The organism is Pseudooctadecabacter sp. (genome assembly GCF_965657175.1).
Taxonomy (GTDB): Bacteria; Pseudomonadota; Alphaproteobacteria; order Rhodobacterales; family Rhodobacteraceae; genus Octadecabacter.
Map to the genome: position 1 here is coordinate 66309 of NZ_CBFHNH010000003.1, position 21264 is coordinate 87572.

General features: G+C 59.9%; 20 protein-coding genes and 1 tRNA gene. 16 read left to right on the forward strand and 5 right to left on the reverse strand.

What is annotated here, in order from left to right:
- The first annotated feature begins 106 nt into the window (after positions 1-106).
- From ACTG36_RS04295 to ACTG36_RS04340, 10 genes are all read left to right on the forward strand, one after another.
- Positions 107-1042 carry a carbohydrate ABC transporter permease gene (locus tag ACTG36_RS04295; protein WP_375279931.1) on the forward strand — a complete coding sequence of 312 codons (936 nt, stop codon included), beginning with the start codon at positions 107-109 and terminating at the stop codon, positions 1040-1042.
- Positions 1042-1890 (forward strand): carbohydrate ABC transporter permease, encoded by an 849-nt coding sequence (locus tag ACTG36_RS04300; protein WP_375279932.1) that lies wholly within the window; start codon positions 1042-1044, stop codon positions 1888-1890. Before ACTG36_RS04295 ends, ACTG36_RS04300 begins: the two co-directional genes overlap by 1 nt.
- A 134-nt stretch (positions 1891-2024) precedes the next feature.
- Positions 2025-4067, forward strand: a complete 2043-nt coding sequence (locus ACTG36_RS04305) for an alpha-galactosidase (protein ID WP_375280064.1) — start codon at positions 2025-2027, stop codon at positions 4065-4067.
- Entirely contained in the window at positions 4064-4954 is an 891-nt protein-coding gene (locus tag ACTG36_RS04310) for a 2-dehydro-3-deoxygalactonokinase (protein WP_375279933.1), read from the forward strand. The genes ACTG36_RS04305 and ACTG36_RS04310 overlap by 4 nt, the downstream gene beginning before the upstream one ends.
- Before the next feature lie 3 nt (positions 4955-4957).
- Positions 4958-5566 carry a 2-dehydro-3-deoxy-6-phosphogalactonate aldolase gene (locus ACTG36_RS04315; protein WP_375279934.1) on the forward strand — a complete coding sequence of 203 codons (609 nt, stop codon included), beginning with the start codon at positions 4958-4960 and terminating at the stop codon, positions 5564-5566.
- Between the two features lie 4 nt (positions 5567-5570).
- Positions 5571-6395, forward strand: coding sequence for an SMP-30/gluconolactonase/LRE family protein (locus ACTG36_RS04320; protein WP_375279935.1), 825 nt, complete (start codon positions 5571-5573; stop codon positions 6393-6395).
- A 69-nt stretch (positions 6396-6464) separates the two neighbouring features.
- Positions 6465-8384, forward strand: a complete 1920-nt coding sequence (locus tag ACTG36_RS04325; protein ID WP_375279936.1) for a beta-galactosidase — start codon at positions 6465-6467, stop codon at positions 8382-8384.
- Positions 8381-9325, forward strand: coding sequence for an aldose epimerase family protein (locus tag ACTG36_RS04330; RefSeq protein ID WP_375279937.1), 945 nt, complete (start codon positions 8381-8383; stop codon positions 9323-9325). The genes ACTG36_RS04325 and ACTG36_RS04330 overlap by 4 nt, the downstream gene beginning before the upstream one ends.
- Before the next feature lie 70 nt (positions 9326-9395).
- Positions 9396-9472, forward strand: a tRNA-Met gene (locus ACTG36_RS04335).
- A gap of 71 nt (positions 9473-9543) precedes the next feature.
- Complete coding sequence (locus ACTG36_RS04340; protein ID WP_375279938.1) at positions 9544-10923, forward strand: FAD-binding oxidoreductase; 1380 nt, start codon at positions 9544-9546, stop codon at positions 10921-10923.
- Positions 10924-10929: 6 nt separating this feature from the next.
- On the opposite strand, the gene hemC is transcribed toward ACTG36_RS04340, so the two are convergent.
- Positions 10930-11895 carry a hydroxymethylbilane synthase gene (gene hemC / locus ACTG36_RS04345; protein ID WP_375279939.1) on the reverse strand — a complete coding sequence of 322 codons (966 nt, stop codon included), beginning with the start codon at positions 11893-11895 and terminating at the stop codon, positions 10930-10932.
- Positions 11896-11988: 93 nt separating this feature from the next.
- Between hemC and hemE the strand changes: the two genes are divergently transcribed.
- The gene (hemE, locus tag ACTG36_RS04350; protein WP_375279940.1) at positions 11989-13017 is read left to right on the forward strand and encodes a uroporphyrinogen decarboxylase; all 1029 of its coding nucleotides are present in this window, start codon (positions 11989-11991) and stop codon (positions 13015-13017) included.
- A gap of 144 nt (positions 13018-13161) precedes the next feature.
- Positions 13162-14316 (forward strand): lytic murein transglycosylase, encoded by a 1155-nt coding sequence (locus ACTG36_RS04355; RefSeq protein ID WP_439141548.1) that lies wholly within the window; start codon positions 13162-13164, stop codon positions 14314-14316.
- On the opposite strand, the gene hemF is transcribed toward ACTG36_RS04355, so the two are convergent.
- On the reverse strand, positions 14313-15209 hold the full coding sequence (gene hemF / locus ACTG36_RS04360) for an oxygen-dependent coproporphyrinogen oxidase (RefSeq protein WP_375279942.1): 897 nt from the start codon (positions 15207-15209) through the stop codon (positions 14313-14315). The two genes, ACTG36_RS04355 and hemF, sit on opposite strands and share 4 nt — an antisense overlap.
- 105 nt (positions 15210-15314) lie before the next feature.
- Between hemF and ACTG36_RS04365 the strand changes: the two genes are divergently transcribed.
- Positions 15315-15704, forward strand: coding sequence for a hypothetical protein (locus tag ACTG36_RS04365; RefSeq protein WP_375279943.1), 390 nt, complete (start codon positions 15315-15317; stop codon positions 15702-15704).
- Between the two features lie 267 nt (positions 15705-15971).
- Here the strand turns inward: ACTG36_RS04365 and ACTG36_RS04370 are convergent, their stop codons facing one another.
- Genes ACTG36_RS04370 through clpS form a run of 3 tightly spaced genes read right to left on the reverse strand, consistent with a single transcriptional unit; the run spans position 15972 to position 18112 of the window.
- Positions 15972-16775 carry an SDR family NAD(P)-dependent oxidoreductase gene (locus ACTG36_RS04370; protein WP_375279944.1) on the reverse strand — a complete coding sequence of 268 codons (804 nt, stop codon included), beginning with the start codon at positions 16773-16775 and terminating at the stop codon, positions 15972-15974.
- Between the two features lie 33 nt (positions 16776-16808).
- The gene (locus tag ACTG36_RS04375) at positions 16809-17747 is read right to left on the reverse strand and encodes a class I SAM-dependent methyltransferase (protein ID WP_439141551.1); all 939 of its coding nucleotides are present in this window, start codon (positions 17745-17747) and stop codon (positions 16809-16811) included.
- A gap of 23 nt (positions 17748-17770) precedes the next feature.
- The gene (clpS, locus tag ACTG36_RS04380; RefSeq protein WP_375279946.1) at positions 17771-18112 is read right to left on the reverse strand and encodes an ATP-dependent Clp protease adapter ClpS; all 342 of its coding nucleotides are present in this window, start codon (positions 18110-18112) and stop codon (positions 17771-17773) included.
- A gap of 105 nt (positions 18113-18217) precedes the next feature.
- On the opposite strand from clpS, the gene ACTG36_RS04385 reads away from it, so the two are divergent.
- The 3 genes from ACTG36_RS04385 (at position 18218) to ACTG36_RS04395 (ending at position 21264) form a co-directional block, all read left to right on the forward strand.
- Positions 18218-18922 carry an HAD family hydrolase gene (locus ACTG36_RS04385; protein WP_439141553.1) on the forward strand — a complete coding sequence of 235 codons (705 nt, stop codon included), beginning with the start codon at positions 18218-18220 and terminating at the stop codon, positions 18920-18922.
- A 220-nt stretch (positions 18923-19142) separates the two neighbouring features.
- The gene (locus tag ACTG36_RS04390) at positions 19143-20552 is read left to right on the forward strand and encodes a D-alanyl-D-alanine carboxypeptidase family protein (RefSeq protein WP_375279948.1); all 1410 of its coding nucleotides are present in this window, start codon (positions 19143-19145) and stop codon (positions 20550-20552) included.
- A gap of 22 nt (positions 20553-20574) precedes the next feature.
- Positions 20575-21264 carry a fumarylacetoacetate hydrolase family protein gene (locus ACTG36_RS04395; RefSeq protein WP_375279949.1) on the forward strand — a complete coding sequence of 230 codons (690 nt, stop codon included), beginning with the start codon at positions 20575-20577 and terminating at the stop codon, positions 21262-21264.

Genomic DNA, 21264 nt, shown 5'->3' on the forward strand with positions numbered 1-21264 from the left:
GGGGGCGGGCCGTTTGGTCCGCCCTCACCCCTGCCCTTCGCACCAACCCATCTGCAAGCCGCGCCAAGGCGATTTCCACATGTGTTGACCGTCAGGAGACCAAGCCATGACCGCACCCGCCGTGCCTGATACCCATCCGCCAGTAAAGCGCAGCTGGTATAAGGAAAACGAAATCGCGGTGACGCCTTGGCTGTTCTTGCTGCCCGGCATCCTGTTTTTTGCCTTCTACGTCGTCATCCCGATTTTTCAGTCCTTCTGGATTTCGTTCCATCAATGGGACGGTCTGGGCGAAAAGACATGGGTTGGTCTTGGCAACTATGAACGTCTGCTGGGCGGGGACCGCAAGTTTGAGGTGTCGTTCTGGAACAACCTGAAATGGCTGGTGCTGTACCTTTTGGCCATCCCCATGGGCCTGTTCATCTCGCTGTTCCTGAACCAGACGGTGCGCGGTATCCGTCTGTATAAATCTTTGTTCTTCTTCCCATTTGTGATTTCACAAGTGGTCGTGGGCCTTGTGTTTTCATGGTTCTACCTGCCCGGCGATCAGGGTCTTTTGAACAATGTCGTCGGCGTGTTCGGCCTTGGGCCGTACAACATCCTCGGCAGTCCTGACAGCGCCACTTACGGCATCATCGCCGCCGGTCTGTGGCCACAGACAGCCTATTGCATGATCCTGTATCTCACCGGTTTGAACGCCGTTGACCCCGAACAGGTCGAAGCCGCCCGACTGGACGGCGCTAAGGGTCACAAAATGCTGTGGTACGTGATTATCCCACAGCTGAAGCCTGCGACCTTCATCGCTTTCGTCGTGACGATCATCGGCGCGCTGCGGTCCTTTGACTTCATCGCCGTGATGACCAACGGCGGGCCGTTCGGATCCACCCGCGTGCTGTCGTTCTACATGTTCGAGGAATCGCTGTCTGAATTCGGGTTCCGCATGGGCTATGGCGCTGCCATTGCGGTGGTTCTGTTCTTTATCATGCTTGGCTTCATCACCTACTTCCTGTGGTCCATGTACCAAGACGAAAAAGGAGCACGCTGATGTTTCCGACACCTATCGAAAAAACGTCCCGCAGCTGGCAGATCACCTATCAATGGCTGCTGCCTGTCGTCCTGATCATCTGGCTGCTGCCGCTGATTGCAGTTGCCGTGTTCTCCATCAAACCGGATGCGGATTTCACCAACGGCAACTATTGGGGCATCCCGTCGTCATTCGAGATGTTCAACAACTACGGCAAAGTCTTTTTCGAAAGCGATATGCCACGGTATCTGCTGAATTCGTTCATGATCACGATCCCGACCGTGATCGGCGCTGTGGCCCTGTCGTCGATGACCGGCTTTGCGCTGGGCGTGTATAAGTTCCGCGGCAACCTGCTGATCTTTTTCATGTTCATCGCGGGTAACTTCGTGCCCTTCCAGATCCTGATGGTGCCGGTCCGTGACCTGACCCTGTCGCTGAACCTTTATGACACGAAAACAGGCCTGATCTTGTTCCACGTGGCGTTCCAGACCGGGTTCTGTACCTTGTTCATGCGCAACTTCATCCGCGCCCTTCCATTCCCACTGATTGAGGCCGCGCGCGTCGAAGGCGTCGCAGAATGGCGCATCTTCATTTACGTGGTTCTGCCCTTGATGAAACCTGCGTTGGCGGCCCTTGCGGTGCTGATTTTTACCTTCATCTGGAATGACTACTTCTGGGCAATCGTTTTGACCCAAGGTCCGGACAGCCAGCCCGTGACAGCAGGCATCACCTCGTTTAATTCGCAGTACCGTGCGGCCTACCATCTGATGTCCGCCGGCTCCATTGTGGCCGCGTTGCCGCCCGTTGCGATGTTCTTCCTGATGCAGAAGCACTTCATCGCGGGCCTTACACTCGGCGCTGTTAAGTAAGTAACGGAACAGACATGACAACGATTTCGACTTCTGCGGCGGATGCACCCGCCGCAGGCCTCCCCATTGGCGACACTGGCGTCAAACGCAAACCCGTAGACCACACATGGCGCCTTGATGATGGTCGCCAGACCATGGTCATCACAGCCACCGGTGAACGTTTGCCGCAAGTCGTCTATTGGGGCGAACGCCTGCCGTTGGGCGAAGACCTTGTGACGCTGCACAACGCCTATGCCATCGACGTCACCGGCGGGATGTTGGATGAAAATCCCAACCTGTCCTTGTCCCCCGAAGCATCGCGGACCTTCCCCGGCCAGCCGGGTCTGATTGTCCGATCCCAAGACGGCACGCCGCTGCTGCCGAAGTTCTGCTTTGAAAGCGTTGAAAACGGCAAAGACCTGACGATCCGCTACCGCGACGAAGAAAACGGCCTGACGCTGACGTTTGAATTCATCACCGATGCGGAAACACACATCATCCGGTCCAAGACCGTGCTGAACACCGACAATCCCGTGCACCTGCACTGGCTGGCCGCCCCCGTTGTGCCAGCCCCGCAAGCCAGCGATGAAATGATCGATTTCACCGGACGCTGGTGTGGTGAATTCCAGACCAACCGCACCGCGTGGTCGCCTGGTATCCGCTACCGCGAAAACCGCACCGGTCGCACCGGCCACGAACATTTCCCCGGTCTGATCATCCCCTGCAGCGGGGCCACCAACACCCTAGGGGAGGCCTACGCCTTTCACTATGGCTGGTCCGGCGGGCACCGCATGGTGGCTGAGGAACTGCCAGACGGACGTCGCCAAATCCAGTGGGGCCACGCCGCGCGTATGGAACACGACGCCGCGACAGAATTTTCGACAGCTCCCCTCTATATGACCTATTCGAACGAAGGCATGAACGGCTGCGCTTTGTCCTTCCAGCGCCACGTCCGCGACCGGATCGTCACTTGGCCCAAACCCGACCGCCCGCGCCCTGTGCACTACAACTGCTGGGAAGCGGTCTATTTTGATCACAAACTCGACGTGCTGTGCGACATCGCCGATCGCGCCGCGAAGCTTGGCGCGGAACGGTTTGTTCTGGATGACGGCTGGTTCGGCAACCGCGATGACGACACCCGTGCCTTGTCGGACTGGGAAGTCGACCCGCGCAAATACCCCGACGGTCTGACGCCGCTGATTGACCACGTGAAATCCTTAGGCATGTCCTTTGGCATCTGGTTCGAGCCTGAGATGATCAACCCCGACAGCAACATCCACCGCGCCCACCCCGACTGGGCGCTGGGGGCTGAGGACCAACTGTTGGGACGTCAGCAAAAGGCCATCAACATGGCCCTGCCCGAGGTGCGTGATTTCATCTACGATCGCATGTCCTCCATTCTGGCCAACCACGACATCGACTACATCAAGTGGGACCACAACCGCGTGCTGCCTATGCCCGATGCGGCCCAAACGCGCGGGTCCTATCGCCTGATCGACCGCCTGCGCGAACAATTTCCCAATGTGGAAATCGAAAGCTGCGCCTCAGGCGGGGGCCGGATTGATTTCGGCATTCTTGAAAGAACCCAGCGGGTCTGGCTGTCTGACAGCAACGACGCGTTGGAACGGTTGAACATTCAGCACAACGCCGCGCTGTTCTTGCCGCTGTCCATCACCGGCAGTCACGTGGGTCCGCGCCGGTGCCACACCTCTGGCCGGATTTTCGACATCTCGTTCCGCGCCTGGGTTGCCGCCCAGCGCCACATGGGGTTTGAAATGGACCCGCGCGAATTGGACGACTACGAAACCCGTGTCCTGACCGAAGTCACCAGCTGGTGGAAACACAACCGCGACTGGATGGAAGACGCCGACATCCTGCGTCTGGACAGCCACGACCCAGCCGTTATCGCAGAACAACAAATGCCCAGAAGCGGCGACCGCTTTGTCGTTTTCGCGGGCAAGGCCGCCACCTCTGCGCAGATTGCGCCACGGCCCCTGCGCCTGACGGGTCTGAACCCGCATGCCATGTATGAGGTCAATCTGGCCAACCGTCTGACGGCGTCCCACTTGTCACGCGGGATGCCAGCCCTCAAAGATGGGCCAATCACAGTGTCCGGTGCCTATCTGATGCGCTACGGCGTGACCTTGCCTTGGTCATTCCCGGACACCATGTGGGTCTTGGAAGGAAAGCGCCTATGACACCGACCTGGCTTGCCGCAGACTGGGGAACCTCGAACATGCGCCTTTGGGCCATTGCGGAGGATGGCGCAGTTCTGGGCGAACGCACGTCGGATCAAGGTATGGGTCAGCTTGACCCGTCCGAATTCGAAGACGTCCTTGTGACAGTCGCGGGCGATTGGCTGGATACGGCGGACCATGTTGTCGCTTGCGGAATGGTCGGTTCCCGCCAAGGCTGGATTGAGGCCCCCTATCAGACCGCCCCATGCGCCGTCTGTCCGCGCACCATGGTCACAGCCCCGGTCAAACGCACAGGTCTGACCGTGCATGTCATTCCAGGTATCCGCCAGATGGACCCCGCCGATGTCATGCGCGGCGAAGAAACCCAGATCGCGGGCTTTCTGGCCCAGAACGACGGCTGGGACGGCGTCTTGTGCTTGCCCGGAACCCACACCAAATGGGTCCATGTCTCAGCCGGAGAGGTCGTCAGCTTCCGCACCTTCATGACAGGTGAACTGTTCGCCCTTCTGTCGGGCCAATCCGTGCTGCGTCATTCCATTGCGGACAGCGGTTGGGACGACGACGCCTTCATGGAGGCGATGTCGCAAACCCTGTCGAAACCCGAAGGCATGGCCGCACGACTGTTTGCGCTGAGGGCAGGGCAACTGGTTCATGGTACCGACACAGTGACCGCGCGCGCGCAGCTCAGCGGGCTTTTGATCGGTGCCGAACTGGCCGCCGCAAAACCCTACTGGCTGGGCCAGCAGGTCGCGATCATCGGCGCCGATGCCATCTCCGCGCCCTATGTCTCAGGCCTGCAGGCACAAGGCATCACGGCCCCCCGTGCGGACGCAAAATCCACGACACTGGCAGGCATCAAGGCCGCCCAAGCCCTGTTGAAAGGCTAACCCATGACCCAGCGCACCCTTATCGCCATTCTGCGCGGCATCACCCCTGCAGAGGCCGTGCCCGCAGTTGAGGCCCTGATCGATGCGGGCATCACCTCAATCGAGGTCCCGCTGAACTCCCCCGATCCCTTCGACAGCATCAAAGCCATGGCGGATGCCTTCGGGTCTCAGGCCCTCATCGGGGCCGGCACGGTGCTCAGTGTTGAGGACGTAAACCGCGTCGATCAAGCGGGCGGCAAACTGATCGTGTCCCCTAACATGGACCCCCGCGTCATCCACGCAACCAAGACCGCCGGTATGCAAAGCTGGCCCGGCGTCATGACCCCGACCGAATGTTTCGCCGCCCTGAAAAACGGCGCCGATGGGCTGAAAATTTTTCCTGGCACGTTGTTGGGGCCGAACGGCCTGAAAGCGATCCGCGCGGTGCTGCCCAAGGGCACTCAAGTCTACGCCGTGGGCGGCGCTGGCCCTGAGAATTTCAAAGAATGGATCGACGCCAGTGCAGATGGTTTTGGCATCGGCTCAGCTCTGTATAAGCCGCGAATGTCCACCGCCGACATCGCCGCACGCGCAAAGGACATTGTCGCGGCCTATGATGCCGCTGTAGGCTAGCGCGATGATTTATGACGATACGAAATGCACCTTGGGCGAAGGCCCATTGTGGCACCCCGACCGAGGTGAATTGTTCTGGTTCGACATCCTGTCCAAACGGCTGCATATCAAGGGCCGGCATTGGCAGTTTGACCGCCATGTCTCCGCTGCGGGCTGGATTGATGATGATACGCTCTTGATGGCCGACAGCATCGGGCTGCACATCATGAACCTTGCCACCGGCAAGACCGAACAGGTTGCCGCCATCGAAGACGACAATCCTGTTACGCGCTCCAATGACGGGCGCGCCGACCCTTGGGGTGGGTTCTGGATTGGCACGATGGGCCTGAACGCCGAACGCGGCGCGGGCGCGATCTATCGGTTCTACAAAGGCGAAGTGCGCAAACTGCACGCGGGTATCACGATCTCAAACGCGATCTGTTTTGCCCCCGACGGGGCCTGCGCCTACTTTTGCGATACGACCACCCGCAAAATCATGCGTCAGAAACTGGACGAAATTGACGGCTGGCCCGTGGGCGACGCCGAGGTTTGGTTGGATTTCGGGCGCACCGATTGGGGCCCCGATGGCGCCGTCGTAGACGCGTCAGGCAATTTCTGGAACGCCCAATGGGGTGCCAACCGCGTGGCCTGCTATGCCCCTGATGGCACCTTGACCCAGACCGTGGCCTTCCCCGGTGTTCAAACCAGCTGCCCCGCCTTTGGTGGCCCCGACCTCAAGACCTTGTTCTGCACATCTGCGGCAGACGGGCTGATCGGGGACGATGATGGTAAAACCTTTGCCACACCCGTGGACGCCGTGGGCCAAGCCGAACACCAGATCATTCTGTAACGCTGGTCCCCCCTTCATCTGGCCAGAAAAACTCAAATCCCGACCCCGACCCCAGTCCGGAGCCCTGACATGAAACGCACCCTTGGCGTCTGCTATTACCCTGAACACTGGCCCGAAGATATCTGGGCCGAGGACGCCGCGCGCATGGTGGCGGCGGGGATTTCATGGGTGCGGATCGGGGAATTCGCATGGTCGCGGATCGAACCAAAGCCCGATCAGTTCGACTTTGATTGGCTGGACCGCGCCATCGACACGCTGGGGGCTGCAGGCCTCAAGGTCATTCTGGGCACCCCCACGGCGACCCCGCCCCGTTGGATGCTGGACAAACACCCCGATATGCTCGCCGTCGACGCCGAAGGCCGCCCGCGCGGTTTCGGGTCGCGCCGTCATTATTGTTTCAGCCACCAAGGCTACCGCGCCGAAAGCAAACGCATCACTGCGATCTTGGCGGACCGCTACGGCAAAGACCCCCATATCGCCGCATGGCAGACAGACAATGAATACGCCTGCCACGACACCACGCGCAGCTATTCCTTTGCCGCCACCCAAGGGTTCCAGCAGTGGCTGGCGCAGAAATACCAATCCCCGGATGCACTGAACCGCGCTTGGGGCAATGTATTCTGGTCCATGGAATACGACGATTTCGCGGACATCGACCTGCCAAACTTGACGGTCACAGAACCCAACCACCCCCATGTGCTGGATTTCTACCGCTACTCATCGGACATGGTCGCTGAATTCAACCGCGAACAGGTGGCTGAAATCCGCGAACGCTCCACCGCGCCGATCATCCACAACTACATGGGGCGTGAGACCTCGTTCGATCACTTCAAGGTCGGGGCGGATCTGGATATCGCCAGCTGGGACAGCTACCCCATCGGGTTCCTGTCGGACCGGCTCGAGGGGGATCCCGATTTCAAAGCGCGCTTCATGCGCCAAGGCCATCCCGACAATCAAGCCTTTCACCACGACCTTTACCGTGCGGTAGGTCGCGCCGGTGGCAACCCGTCGCCTGCAGGCGGGCGCTGGTGGATCATGGAACAACAGCCCGGCCCCGTGAACTGGGCACCCTACAACCCAGCCCCCCTGCCCGGCATGGCGCGTCTTTGGGCATGGGAGGCCTTCGCCCATGGTGCTGAAACCGTGTGTTATTTCCGCTGGCGACAGGCCCCCTTCGCGCAAGAACAGATGCACGCAGGCCTTTTGCGCCCCGACAGCGCCGACGCCCCCGCCTTGGCCGAATGCCTGCAAGTGGCGCGCGAAATCGAAGACATGCCCGATGTGGGCACCGCCAAAGCAGATGTGGCACTGGTCTTCGACTACGAAAGCGCCTGGGGCTGGGAGGCCCAGCCACAAGGCGCCGATTTCGATCAATTCCGCTTGGCCTTCGCCGCCTACCGCGCTTGCCGCCGTCTTGGCCTGAACGTAGACATCGTGCCGCCAAATGCGACAGACCTGTCGGACTACAAATTCGCGCTTGCACCGGGCATCATGGCCCTGAGCGCGCCTTTGAAAAAGGCGCTTGGCACGACGGTCTCACTGATCGGGCCGCGGACGGATACCAAAACCGAACACATCTCAATCCCGACGCCCATGGGTCCCAATATCGATGGGCTTGATGTAACGGTGACCCTGACGGAATCCATCCCGCCGCAGGCATCCATCCCGTTGGAAAACGGCGGCCAGTTCGTCCATTGGCGTGAGGTTCTGGAAGGCGATGCAACTGTCCGCCTGCGCACCGCAGAGGGCATCCCCGCCATCGCCGGTGACACGGTCCGCTACCTTGCGGGCTGGCCAGATGATCCCACGTGGGAGACGATCCTGCGCGATCTGTGTGACGAAATCGGCCTGACCCATCACACCCTGCCCGACGGGCTGCGCATCCGCGACACGGACACCCACCGCTTCGTGTTCAACTATGCGCCGGAACCAATGCACTGGAACGGCACGGAAATTCCAGCCGCCGACGTGCATTGGGACACGCTATGATCCTCTTCGGCACCACCAAACAGGGTGAGGATGTCCACGCCGTCACCCTGTCAGGCCACGGCCTTTCGGCGACGGTCCTCACCCTTGGGGCCATCGTGCAGGACGTGCGTCTTGACGGAATAGACCGATCCCTCACAGTCGGGTCGGACCGGCTGGCCGATTACGAGGGCGATTTGTGCTATCACGGGGCCATCGTCGGGCCCGTGGCGAACCGGATTTCTGGCGGCACCGCGACGATCAACGGATTTGAACACCAGCTTGAACGCAATTTCGTGGGCAAACACACGCTGCACAGCGGTGAACGTGGTCTGCATACCCGTGTCTGGTCGGTTGAGGACCAGACCGACAATTCGCTGACCCTCGCCCTTTCTGTGCCCAACGGGGATTTCGGACTGCCCGGCAATCGCACATTCACAGGCAAGTTTTCAATCACGCAGGGCCCTGCCCTGACGTTATCGATCACCTCCACCACCGATGAGAACACCTTCGTCAACGCCACTAACCACAGCTACTGGTGTTTGGGCGACACGGGCACCATGGCAGGGCACACCCTGCGCATTGATGCCGAAACATATCTGCCCACAACGGATGAGGCCCTGCCCACCGGTGAGGTCGCAGAGGTGGCAGGCACGGGCTTCGATTTTCGAACCACCACGCCCCTGACGCTTGGGATGACGCCTTATGACAACACATTCGTCGCCGCCCGTGCGCGCCGCGCCCTGACACCGGTGCTGACGCTGGCGACCGATGCGATTGAAATGACCGTGGCGACCACAGAACCGGGCGTGCATATCTACGATGACAGGCCCAATTACGGGGCCATTGCGGTGGAATGTCAGGGCTGGCCCGATGCGCCCGCGCACCCGCATTTTCCATCGATTTTGCTGACGCCGGACGCCCCTGTCACCCAGACCACACGGTGGACCTTCGCCCGCCGTTAATCCCGCATCAAAAACCGTCAGAATCGGTTTGACAGCGCGGCCCCGTCCGACTATTCCGCCCGCTGTGCATGGCGTTATAGCTCAGTTGGTTAGAGCGAACGACTCATAATCGTTAGGTCCCTGGTTCAAATCCAGGTAACGCCACCACACTCCCCCATTCGCCTTTTGACATCACGCTCAGGTTGCGTAGTGTTTCCACCTCGGGGGAGGCACAAGAAATGGCATTGGTTCAGGACTTCGCAGCGATCATAGGCGAAGCAAACGCGCTGACAGGCGCAGACACGGCCCGCTGGTCGAAAGACTGGACGGGCAAATATTGCGCCGAACCGGGCGTTGTGTTGCGCCCTTCCTCCACGCTTGAGGTCAGCCAGATCATGACGCTCGCCCATGCCCAAAAACAATCGGTTACGCCTGTGTCCGGGTATACCGGTCTCGTGGGCGGCACCTACGCGCCCGGCGGTGTGATGTTGTCGCTGGACCGCCTCAACACCATCCACGACGTGAATTCCACGGCGCGCATCGCCACCGTGGACGCGGGCGTGATCCTGTCCGCGCTGCATGATGCGGCGGAGGCGCAGGACCTGATGTTCCCGCTGACGTTTGGGGCCAAAGGGTCCGCCATGATCGGTGGGGTCCTGTCCACCAACGCAGGCGGATCGAATGTCCTGCGCTACGGCAACACCCGCGACATGGTGCTGGGGCTTGAGGCCGTGTTGGCCGACGGGCGGATCGTCAATCTGATGTCGTCCCTGCACAAAGACAATTCCGGCTTGAACCTGCGGCAGTTGCTGGTGGGGTCAGAAGGCACGTTGGGCATCATCACCAAAGCAGTCCTGAAACTCGCCCCCAAGCCCCGCAACCGTGTGACGGCCATGGCGGCCCCCAAATCTCTTGATGCTGCCTTGGCCCTGTTGAACCGCCTGCAAGACGCCACTGGCGGGGCGGTTGAGGCGTTTGAATACATGCCCAAACACTACATAGACGTGCACTTGGGCCGTATCGCCAAATCACGCCCTCCGTTTTCCAAATCCTACGCCATCAACATCATGATAGAGGCCGCGACGACCACCGACATGGACGTCACCGATATCGTGCAAAGCGAACTCGCCGCTGAGATGGATGCGGGCCGGATCCTTGATGCCACCGTCGCCCAGAACGACACCCAACGGGCTGAGATGTGGGAACGCCGAGAGGCCGCCGCCGAACTGACCTTCTGGCGCCACCCGATCGTCGACACGGACGTGGCCGTCCCGCTGGATAAGGTGCAGACCTTTTTGGACAGGGCGGCCGACAAAGTGGCCCAGATCGACCCTAAGGCCGACCCGTTCTATATCGCCCACTTGGGCGACGGAAACATTCACTACGGCGTCTACCCATCACAGGACGAGGCCGACTTGAAAGACCGGATCGTTGAAGCGATCGAAGATGTGGTTGAAGAAGTGGGTGGCAGTTTCAGCGCCGAACATGGCGTGGGCCTGTCCAAACTGAACACCATGCGCCGCCGCAAAGACCCTGTCGCCCTTGATATGATGCGCAAGATCAAAGGGGTGTTGGACCCCCACGGTATCCTGAACCCCGGAAAGACGATCCCGGATTAAGGGGCCCTACCCCTCAGCCACGGCCTTGAAGAAATCAGGGCCTGCCTTGCCCAAAAGCTCCTGCGCGAGGTCACGGCCCATCGCCGCACCCTCCGCAATCGCGCCACGGCGTTCACCGGTAAAGACCATCTGCCCATCTGGGCTAAGGATTTCGCCCCGCAGCCAAAGCTGGTCACCATCGAGCAGCGCCAGACCGCCAATCGGCGTTTCACAGGACCCATCAAGGGCGGCCAGAAACGCGCGTTCCGCTGCAAGGCGTTGCCCAGTTTCTGTGTGATGGATTTTGCCCAACATCTGCGCCGCGCGAGTATCATCGGCGCGGTATTCAATCCCGATTGTGCCCTGCGCAATGGCGGGCAGCATGTCTTCTGGTGCGATGGCATGGGCCGGCACATCTGTCATGTCCATCCGGTTCAGGCCAGCCATGGCAAGAAACGTCGCATCGGCCACGCCATCGCCCAGCTTTTGCAATCGTGTCTGCACGTTGCCGCGGAATTCGACCAGTTTCAGGTCAGGACGTTTCACCTGCAACTGCGCACGACGACGAAGGGATGACGTGCCAACGACGGCCCCCTCAGGCAAATCCGCGATCCCGCTGTATTTCAGCGACACAAAGGCATCGCGCACATCTTCGCGGGGCAAAAACACATCCAGCACCAAGCCGTCGGGCTGTTCCACGGGCATATCCTTGGTGGAATGCACGGCGATATCAATGCGGCGGTCAATCATCGCCTCTTCGATCTCTTTGGTGAACAGCCCCTTGTTACCGATCGTCTTCAACGCAATATCCGCATCAATCAACGTCCGATCGTCGCCGGTTGTTTTGATCACGCAAATTTCAAATGCCTCTTGCGGCAGGTCGAAGGCCTCCATCAGGCGGGTGCGTGTTTCATGGGCCTGGGCCAGCGCCAAAGGCGATCCACGGGTTCCGATCTTAAGGGGTGCGGCGGGTGTTGGCAGTGCATATTCCATGAAAACCACCTTTAGACCTGTCAACCAAACCTGACAACTCTCTTGACACGATTGCCCACAAAAGGGACACCAAAGACAAGTTAAGGAGTAGCTATGACAAAGACGATCCTGCGTGCCCTTGCGGGCGAAACCCTGCCCACGCCCCCGATCTGGATGATGCGTCAGGCGGGCCGCTATCTGCCCGAATACCGCGCCACACGGGCCGAGGCGGGGGATTTTCTGTCGCTGTGCTACAACTCCGAACTGGCAGCTGAGGTCACGTTGCAACCGATCCGCCGCTACGGGTTCGATGCCTCCATTTTGTTTGCCGACATTTTGTTGTTGCCGCAGGCCCTGGGTGCAGATTTGTGGTTCGTCACGGGTGAGGGGCCGCGGCTCAGCACTGTGACCACGGCAGATGACCTCAAGAAACTCAAACCCGCGACAGACATCCACGACCATTTGGCGCCCATCTATGAGACCGTCAAAATCCTGTCTCGTGAGTTGCCCGATGAGACAACCCTGATCGGCTTTGCGGGCGCGCCGTGGACTGTCGCGACCTATATGATCGCGGGTCAAGGCACCCCAGACCAAGGCCCCGCACACGCACTGAAGGCCGAAGACAAAGCCACGTTTGAGGCCCTGTTGGACCTGATCACCGAGGGCACCATCGACTACCTCAGCAAACAGATTGAGGCCGGGGCCGAGGTTGTGAAAATCTTCGACAGCTGGGCGGGATCGCTCAAAGGCGATGATTTCGTGAACTATGCGGTCAAACCTGCCGCCAAAATCACCGCTGCCCTAAAGGCGCGCCACCCCGACACGCCTGTCATCGCGTTCCCCCGTGGGGCCGGTGACAAATACGTCGGGCTGCACGAAGCCATCGGGGCCGATTGCATTGCGCTGGACGATGGTGTCACGGCAGATTGGGCTGCAGCCAACGTGCAAACCGGCGGCTGTGTTCAGGGCAACCTTGCCTCATCGCATATGGTCACAGGGGGCGATGCGCTGGTGTCTGAGACCCGCAAGATCGTCGATGCCTTCAAAGGCGGGCCGCATATTTTCAACCTTGGTCATGGCATCACGCCAGACGCAGACCCTGAAAACGTGCAGTTGATGATCGACACAGTGCGCGGCGGCTAAGGGCGAAAGACCGCCACCGTCAAAGCACACTCTGGTTTTTGTGCAAACATGGGGTAACCTGACCCCATCTTCCGTATTGTTCTGTTTCTGTTGTTGGCCCTCACCACCCCCGCCCACGCCCAAAACAGGGCCGAGGTTGAGGGGATGTTTCGTGACTGGCTGAACACCACCATCTGGCCAAGGGCTGAGGCCGATGGCGTAGCACGCGCAACCTTTGATGCGGCATTCGACGGTGTGACATTGAACTGGGACCTGCCCGATCTGGTCCCGCCGGGCACTACGCCCCCTGAACGGCGGGTCCAAACGCAAAGCGAATTCCGATCCCCCGCGCGCTATTTCCGCCCCAATACCGTTGACCCCACCGTACGGATCGGGCGTGACTATGCTGCGCGCCACGCGACCGAATTGGCAGAAACTGAGGCCGCAACCGGCGTGCCTGGGCACATCATTCTTGCCATCTGGGGCCGCGAAAGCGGCTATGGGCAGGTATCGATCCCCCACAACACCTTCCGCGTGCTCGGCACCAAGGGGTTCATGTCCACACGGGCCGAATATTTCACCGAAGAACTGATCGCCGCCCTGCGGATTGTTGAGGCCGGTCACATCGCGCCGGATCAAATGCGGTCGTCATGGGCGGGGGCCATGGGCCAGCCCCAATTCGTGCCGCGCAGCTTTGAATATTACGCCCGTGATGGGGATGGCGACGGGCGCGCTGACATCTGGAATTCAGAAGCCGACACGATCCGGTCTGTGGGCAATTTCCTAGGGCTGAATGGCTGGGACCCCGCCCGCGATTGGGGGTTTGAGGTGAATGTGCCCGCGTCCTTGTCCTGCACTCTTGCAGGTCGCGATCAGGGCCGCACCATCGCAAACTGGGAAGACATGGGGATCACCCGTGCCAATGGCCGCCCCTTTCCTGCGGCCGAACAACAGGGCGAGGCTTTTTTGCTGATGCCTGCGGGACGAAACGGGCCTGCGTTCTTGGTCACGCCCAATTTCTACATCATCAAGACCTACAACAATTCGGACCTCTACGCATTGTTCGTGGGCCATGTGGGCGACCGGATCGCCTATAATGTGCCTGCCTTCCGCGCTGGATGGCAGCCCGTGGACAGCCTGCTGCGGTCCGATATTGCGGCCCTGCAACGCGGGCTTGAGGCGCAGGGGCTCGACGTGGGCGGGGCCGATGGGCTGGCCGGTTTCAAGACCCGGCGCGCCATCGGTCAGTGGCAAGAGGCGCAAGGCCTGCCGCCCACATGTTTCCCGTCACGGTCCGTCGTAACGGCCTTGGGTGGTTAGTGCCACTTGGCCAAGGGTGGCAGGCTCATCAACACGGCGTTGGCATCGTGGCCTGTTTCCAACCCGAACTTCGTGCCGCGATCGTAGACAAGGTTATACTCTGCATAGAGGCCGCGATGGACCAGTTGCGCGTCCTTCTCAGCCTCACCCCAAGGATCATTGCGGCGCTTTTCAACCAATGGCACATAGGCTGGCAAGAACGCCCGCCCGATGTCTTGGGTCAGGGTGAAATCGGCGACCCAGTCGCCGGTGCACAGATCATCCATAAAGATACCACCAACGCCACGGGCGCGGTTTCGGTGCGGGACGTAGAAATATTCATCCGCCCAAGCCTTAAGCTTGGGGTAATGATCCTCCCCATGGGGATCGAGCCAGGCCTTCTGCGTTGCATGAAAATGCGCCGTGTCCTCATCGTATTCCAGACAGGGGTTCAAATCCGATCCGCCACCAAACCACCACGCATGGGGCGTCCAGAACATGCGGGTGTTCATGTGGACCGCAGGCGCATGGGGGTTTTGCATATGCGCGACAAGGCTGATCCCTGCCGCCCAAAAACGCGGATCATCTTTCATCCCCGGAATGCCCTTGCGCGCGGCCATGGCCATCTGTGCGCGGTCGCCCAAGGTGCCATAAACGGTTGAGATATTGACGCCCACCTTTTCAAACACACGCCCACCGCGCATGACCGACATCAGGCCACCGCCTGCGTCCTCGCCCGCGTCGCCGGTGCGCTTGGTCTCGGTCACTTCGAACCGACCGGCGGGCAGGTCTGCGTGGGGGCCAACCTCTTGCGTGTCCTCAAGGGCCTCAAAGGCCGCGACAATCTCATCCCTTAGGGTTCGGAACCATGCAGAGGCCTCTGCCTTCTCAGAAATCATGTCGTCAGCGGCCATGTCGCACCTATGTTATTGCCTATCAAAGAGACCTAACATTACTTCAACGGGCAGGCCAACACCTGTCATGTCGCTGCGACATGAAGACTGTCTAAGGAACCATACATGATCCGAACAACCCTCCCCCTTCTTGCGCTGGCCACCGTCGCCGCCTGCGCCACACCGCGCGAACAATGTATCCGTGACGCCAATCGCGGCCTTGCCCCATTGGACCGGCTGATCGCCACAACCCAAGGCAACATCAATCGCGGTTTTGGCTTGGCCGAAGTGCAGGACGTCCGTGTGCTGCGAACCACCTGTGAAGGCACGAACGAAGACGGATCGACCTTCCGCTTCCCTTGCGAAGAGACCGAGACGTTCACCCGACAGGAACCTGTGTCCATCAACATCGCGGAAGAACGCACCAAACTGGCCCAGCTGCAACAGCGCCGCGCCGAACAGGGCCAAGCGGCCCAACAGCGCATCCAGCAATGCGTGGCCATTCACCCGGAATGATTAGGGCCTGTGGACACTCACCATGCCTCACCAGTTTCTGTCCAAAATTGCTCAGTGCTAGGAAAATGAGCGAGGCACTAACGGGTTAATGCAAGCGAATTTGACAACGGGCTAGGCAATTTTGGCGAAACCCCGAAGGGGCGCGGCCCATTTTGCCCCTGTCTGCTCTGATTTTCGCTAACGATACCCATATCGCTGCACTCAAATCAGTTAGCCAAAGGCAAAATGGGACTCGCGCTGGTAAGACATGGTGAATGTCCGCAGGCCCTAGTGCGCGGGGGCTGAGGCGGGATCAATCAACGTCCGCCCCCCATCCACTGTGATGATCTGGCCTGTGACAAAGCTTGACGCGTCAGAGGCGAGGTATTGCACCGCATCCGACACTTCTCCAGGACCAGCAATGCGGCCCAAGGGCGTGTGGTCGATGATGTCGTTGCGGTATTCGTCATGTTCCTTAAGCTGATGTTTCAGACTTGAAGACATGACTGACCCAAAGGCCACTGCATTCACGCGGATACGGTGTGGGGCCAGTGCCACGGCCATGGACCGTGTCATTTGATCCAGTGCCGCCGTGGAAATCGAATAACCCAACAGATCGGCGTTGGCCCGACGCGCCGCGATCGAACTGAGGTTGATGATCGACCCCACCGGCCCGTCTTCTTGATCCTCGGCTTGTTTCATCATCCGTTTTGAAATGGCTTGTGTCAGCCGCAGGGCGGTCATCAGGTTTTGGTTCAACAAAGCCTCAACCTGGTCTTCTTTGGGGTTCAACGGGTCCGAATGCATCATCTGCCGCGACGCATTAACCAGAATATCGACCCGTTCAAAGCTATCGACAGTCATCGACAGCAGGTTGTTGATCGACAGTTTTTGCCGCAGATCGCAAGCGAAGGTGCGGTAGCGTTCGGGTTCAACCTCGGCCGATCCCAGCTCCTCCTCAAGGCGGTTCTCATCCATATCCGCGAAGACGACATTTGCACCCTCCGCCACGAAATGCCGCCCGATGGCAAGGCCGACCCCATTGGCCGCACCCGTGACGATTGCGGTTTTGCCTGAGATTGAAAACGTCATGTGAACTCCTGCGGCGATGCCTGCGGTTTGGTTCTATCGTTTTGATTTCGTGGCGCGGAACAATTTGAACGCACCTGATCCATCCAGTTCTTCGACACGGCCAAACTTGGCCTCAAGCGTGGATTCGTAGGGCAAATGCCTGTTTGCCACCATCATGAACGTGCCGCGTGGCGTCAGCAAACGCGCAGCTGTGGCGATGAAACCACGGCCCAGATCAGGGTCGCCGTCGCGCGATGTGTGGAACGGCGGGTTCGACACGACCACATCATAAGGCCCACCCTGAAAGGTCAGTGCATCGGCCCAATGGGCCGCAGCACGCGGATCGGGGACGTTTTGCGTGGCACACGCCAGCGCGATTTTGTCGGCCTCAACCATGTCGAGCCGCGTCACAGTCTCACTTTGCAACACCACGCGGGACAGATAGCCCCAGCCTGCGCCCAAGTCCGCGACGGCACCCTTCAGCGCGTCCACATGGGGGGCCAACAGGGCAGAGCCCGCGTCAATCCTGCTTTCGGAAAAGACACCGGGGGCTGTGATGAACCCCTCCGGAGATTTTACCGTGGTATCCCAATTCGGGGTCTCACCTGCATCAAACCAGAACAGCCGCCCGTGGCCTTTGGTGACGACGCCGTTGATCTGCGCCACCTTGCGCACATCTTTGTAAATGCTTTCAACGCCATCGGTCTTTTGGCCGTCGACAATGACCAATCCGCCCGCCGCGATGGCCGCATCGACCATAACCCGCGCGAGGGTCTTGGACCGTGGCAGAACCACCATAGTAGCCTCACGCCGTGCGCCGTCCCCGACCAGCCCCATCGCGGACCAATACTGGTGATCGGGGTAGAACACCGCGTCGACGGTGACATCAGTCAGCCCCGCAAGGTCATAGCCTGCTGGTGGGCGCAACACATGCAGCGGCCCTGAAACCGTCAGCCCATCCTGCAGGGCAGTGAATAATCTGGAATGTTTCATGGCCAAAGAGCGGGCAGCAGCCCTTACTCTTTCTCCATCGTGCATTGCAGCGGGTGCTGGTGACGGGCGGCAAAGTCCATGACCATGGCCACCTTGGTTTCAGCGATCTCGTGGCTGAACACGCCGACCACAGCCAAACCCTTTTCATGCACCGTCAGCATCAGTTCCACCGATTGCGCGTGGGTCATGCCAAAAAACCGTTCTAGCACGTGCACCACGAATTCCATCGGCGTGTAGTCGTCGTTGAGGATCATCACTTTATACAGCGGGGGCCGCTTCGTTTTTGGGCGCGTCTCAAGCTTGACGCCGATGTCACCATCGTCGTCACTGTCTTTGTCTGCCATCATCCATGTGCTCATGAGCATTGCGAATCTCTTTGCGGTCTTTGGTGAAGTCTTCCCTTGGCGGCTTAATATAATCTTCATGGCCCTCATGAAAAGGGGGCACGCGCTGCGTCGTTAGGGACAACTATGAACAAACACCGCTGGACCATCGCATTTGATGCCGACGACACCCTTTGGCACAACGAACGCGGGTTCCAAATGACGCAGGCGCGGTTTGCCGACATGGTGTCGGAATGGGTGTCCCATGACGATCTGATGGGGCGTCTTCTTGCTGCTGAACGGCGCAATCTGGCGATCTACGGCTTTGGCATCAAAGGTTTCGTGCTGTCGATGATCGAAACCGCACTGGACGTGACTGACGGCAAGGTGCCAACGGAGGTTATCGCGGAACTGCTCGCGATGGGGCGTCACATGCTCGCTGATCCGGTGGAATTGCTGGACGGCGTGCGCGCGGCGATTGAGGCGGTGAAGCCTGACGCCGATATTTTACTGATCACCAAGGGCGATCTGCCGGATCAGGAACGTAAACTTGCCCAATCCGGGTTGGGCGATCTGTTCGACCGCGTTGAAATCGTCAGCGACAAGACGCCGGACGTCTACGCCCACATCTTTGCTGCACATGATACGCCGCACCATATGATGGTCGGCAATTCAATCAAATCAGACGTGATCCCCGCGATTGAGGCTGGCGCTTGGGGCGTCCATGTCCCCCACGATTTAACATGGGCCTATGAGGCGGCGGATGCGCCCGTCACCCACCGCAGGTTCCGGCAAATCACCGCGCTGTCGGGCCTGCCTGATTTGCTGGCTGATCTGCGAAACCTTGCTTAACCTTTCGTTAACCAAACTGCCCCATTCCTGCCACAATCGGCCATATTGCGTCTTATTTTCGCCGCACCCCCTAGATGTGGCCCCATGTGCGCGAAAGACACACCAAAAGCCTTTGATATAAAGGTATTTTCCCAAATCACTGCGCGTGCTACCTTGGCGGAATAACAAATGAGACCCCACAAAAAATCGGGGCTCACGAGGCAGTAAAGAGGCAGGTGTCGTGGCACGACGTATAAATCACCCCGCGTTGGCGGGCATTCTTCTATTGTTTACGCTACTGTTGGCCGCAATCGCGCCAATGTCAGCCAAAGCCGCCCCCTATGCGGCGATGGTGATGGACGCCCGCACGGGTGAGGTTCTGCATTCGCGCAACGCTGACACGCCCCTGCATCCGGCGTCGCTGACCAAGATGATGACGCTTTACATTGCGTTTCAAGCGGTTGAACGGGGTGAGATCGGCCTTGACGACATGGTCACGATCACACCGCTCGCCGCCAATGAACCGCCCTCGAAATTGGGGCTGCGTCAGGGCCAGCGCATCCAGTTCCGCTACCTGATCCGCGCCGCTGCCATCAAATCCGCCAATGACGCTGCCACGGCCATTGGTATTGCCCTTGAAGGCAACGAAGCCGCCTTTGCCCGCCGCATGACCGCGACCGCCCGCGCCATGGGCATGACCCGTACGACCTTCCGCAATGCCCACGGCCTGACAGAATCGGGCCATATGTCGACAGCCCGCGACATGACCACATTGGGCCGTCACATGATTTACGATTTCCCTGAATACTATAACATCTTCTCGCGTCGTTCGACCGATGCAGGCGTGCGCGAAGTGGCCAATACGAACCGCCGCTTCCTGAACGCCTATCGCGGCGCGGACGGGATCAAGACGGGCTATACCCGTGCGGCTGGATTTAACCTCGTGGCTTCTGCCGAACGTGGTCAGGAACGGATCATCGCGACCATGTTTGGCGGATCGTCCACAGCCCAGCGCAATGCCCGCGTGGCTGAACTGATGGACATGGGCTTTGCCCGCGCACCCAGCACCGCCCGTGTGGACCGCCCGACGCCTGTCCGCCCACAAGGGGCTGGAAATGAAACCCCGCCCCCCGGTACAACGGCCCGTACGGTGCGTGTAAACGGCCTTGTGGCACGGTCTTTGCGTCCGCAGGCCCGTGCCGTGCCAGAACCCGAAGCGCCCGCCGCCGTCCTGATCGTTGATGCGGATGTTATCGAAAACGCGGTGAGTGAGGTCCTCCAGACGGCCTCTGTGCCGGACGCGACCCCAACACCGCCAAGCCGCCCCAGCGGTGACGTGGTTCTGGCCGCCGTGCAGCAGGCCACACCGGTGCCAACAGAACCGGAGGTCGTGACACGCATCTCTACCTCTGGCAGTCGCTTGTGGGGCATCAATGTGGGCCGGTACGGGTCACAATATCAGGCTGAACGCGTGTTGCTGCGCGTCGCGTTAAACGAAATGTCCACGTTGGATGGATCGCTACGCCGCGTGAACCGGTCCCCCCAAGGGTATGATGCGAATTTCATGGGGCTAACCCGTGATGGCGCGGAATTGGCCTGTGCCCGCTTGCAAGCGCGCGGCACCACGTGTTTCATGATCGGGCCTGATTAACCCCCGACCCGAAGGACCACCCATGACCCAGATGATCGTCACGCCCCCGCCCCTGCCCACCTTGCAGACCACCAGAGGCGACATCATCGGCGTGCACCGCATCTTTTGCGTCGGCCAGAACTACGCTGATCACGTGGCAGAAATGGGCGGCGATGCGAAATCTGACCCACCGATCTTCTTTACGAAGCCCGCCAGTGCGATCGTGGCCGACGGCGATACAATCCCCTTCCCTCCGGCAACGCAGGACCTGCACCATGAGGTCGAATTGGTCGTGATCCTAAGCGACGGCGGCAAAGATATCGATGAGGCGGACGCCTTGGGCCATGTCTTTGGCTATGCCGTCGGCAACGATTTGACCCGCCGCGATATTCAAGGGGCCGCGAAAGCGAAAGGCGCGCCTTGGGATATGGCCAAAGGTTTTGACAATTCCGCCGTCATTGGGTCTGTCGTGCCAGCCTCAGACGCAGGCGATATGGCCAAGGGCGCTGTGCGCTGCTCGGTCGACGGCGGCGTGCGCCAGAACGGCGATCTGAACCAAATGATCTGGTCCGTGCCTGAGATCATCGCCACGTTGTCGCGCACTGTCACCCTTCAGCCGGGGGACGTGATCATGACAGGCACCCCTGCGGGCGTGGGGCCCATCACTGCGGGCCAAACCTGTCTGTGCGAAATCGAAGGTCTGCCCTCCGCGACAGTGACCTTCGCGGCCTAA

What these genes read in the sequence shown, in the direction of transcription:
- ACTG36_RS04385 (WP_439141553.1), top strand. Translation starts at nt 18,218, where the DNA reads ATGAACAAACACCGCTGGACCATCGCATTTGATGCCGACGACACCCTT.
- ACTG36_RS04300 (WP_375279932.1), top strand. Translation starts at nt 1,042, where the DNA reads ATGTTTCCGACACCTATCGAAAAAACGTCCCGCAGCTGGCAGATCACC.
- hemF (WP_375279942.1), bottom strand. Translation starts at nt 15,209, where the DNA reads ATGGCCGCTGACGACATGATTTCTGAGAAGGCAGAGGCCTCTGCATGG.
- ACTG36_RS04375 (WP_439141551.1), bottom strand. Translation starts at nt 17,747, where the DNA reads ATGAAACATTCCAGATTATTCACTGCCCTGCAGGATGGGCTGACGGTT.
- ACTG36_RS04320 (WP_375279935.1), top strand. Translation starts at nt 5,571, where the DNA reads ATGATTTATGACGATACGAAATGCACCTTGGGCGAAGGCCCATTGTGG.
- ACTG36_RS04355 (WP_439141548.1), top strand. Translation starts at nt 13,162, where the DNA reads ATGTTTCGTGACTGGCTGAACACCACCATCTGGCCAAGGGCTGAGGCC.
- ACTG36_RS04370 (WP_375279944.1), bottom strand. Translation starts at nt 16,775, where the DNA reads ATGACGTTTTCAATCTCAGGCAAAACCGCAATCGTCACGGGTGCGGCC.
- ACTG36_RS04295 (WP_375279931.1), top strand. Translation starts at nt 107, where the DNA reads ATGACCGCACCCGCCGTGCCTGATACCCATCCGCCAGTAAAGCGCAGC.
- clpS (WP_375279946.1), bottom strand. Translation starts at nt 18,112, where the DNA reads ATGCTCATGAGCACATGGATGATGGCAGACAAAGACAGTGACGACGAT.
- hemE (WP_375279940.1), top strand. Translation starts at nt 11,989, where the DNA reads ATGACAAAGACGATCCTGCGTGCCCTTGCGGGCGAAACCCTGCCCACG.
- ACTG36_RS04305 (WP_375280064.1), top strand. Translation starts at nt 2,025, where the DNA reads ATGGTCATCACAGCCACCGGTGAACGTTTGCCGCAAGTCGTCTATTGG.
- ACTG36_RS04310 (WP_375279933.1), top strand. Translation starts at nt 4,064, where the DNA reads ATGACACCGACCTGGCTTGCCGCAGACTGGGGAACCTCGAACATGCGC.
- ACTG36_RS04330 (WP_375279937.1), top strand. Translation starts at nt 8,381, where the DNA reads ATGATCCTCTTCGGCACCACCAAACAGGGTGAGGATGTCCACGCCGTC.
- ACTG36_RS04325 (WP_375279936.1), top strand. Translation starts at nt 6,465, where the DNA reads ATGAAACGCACCCTTGGCGTCTGCTATTACCCTGAACACTGGCCCGAA.
- ACTG36_RS04395 (WP_375279949.1), top strand. Translation starts at nt 20,575, where the DNA reads ATGACCCAGATGATCGTCACGCCCCCGCCCCTGCCCACCTTGCAGACC.
- ACTG36_RS04340 (WP_375279938.1), top strand. Translation starts at nt 9,544, where the DNA reads ATGGCATTGGTTCAGGACTTCGCAGCGATCATAGGCGAAGCAAACGCG.
- ACTG36_RS04315 (WP_375279934.1), top strand. Translation starts at nt 4,958, where the DNA reads ATGACCCAGCGCACCCTTATCGCCATTCTGCGCGGCATCACCCCTGCA.
- ACTG36_RS04365 (WP_375279943.1), top strand. Translation starts at nt 15,315, where the DNA reads ATGATCCGAACAACCCTCCCCCTTCTTGCGCTGGCCACCGTCGCCGCC.
- hemC (WP_375279939.1), bottom strand. Translation starts at nt 11,895, where the DNA reads ATGGAATATGCACTGCCAACACCCGCCGCACCCCTTAAGATCGGAACC.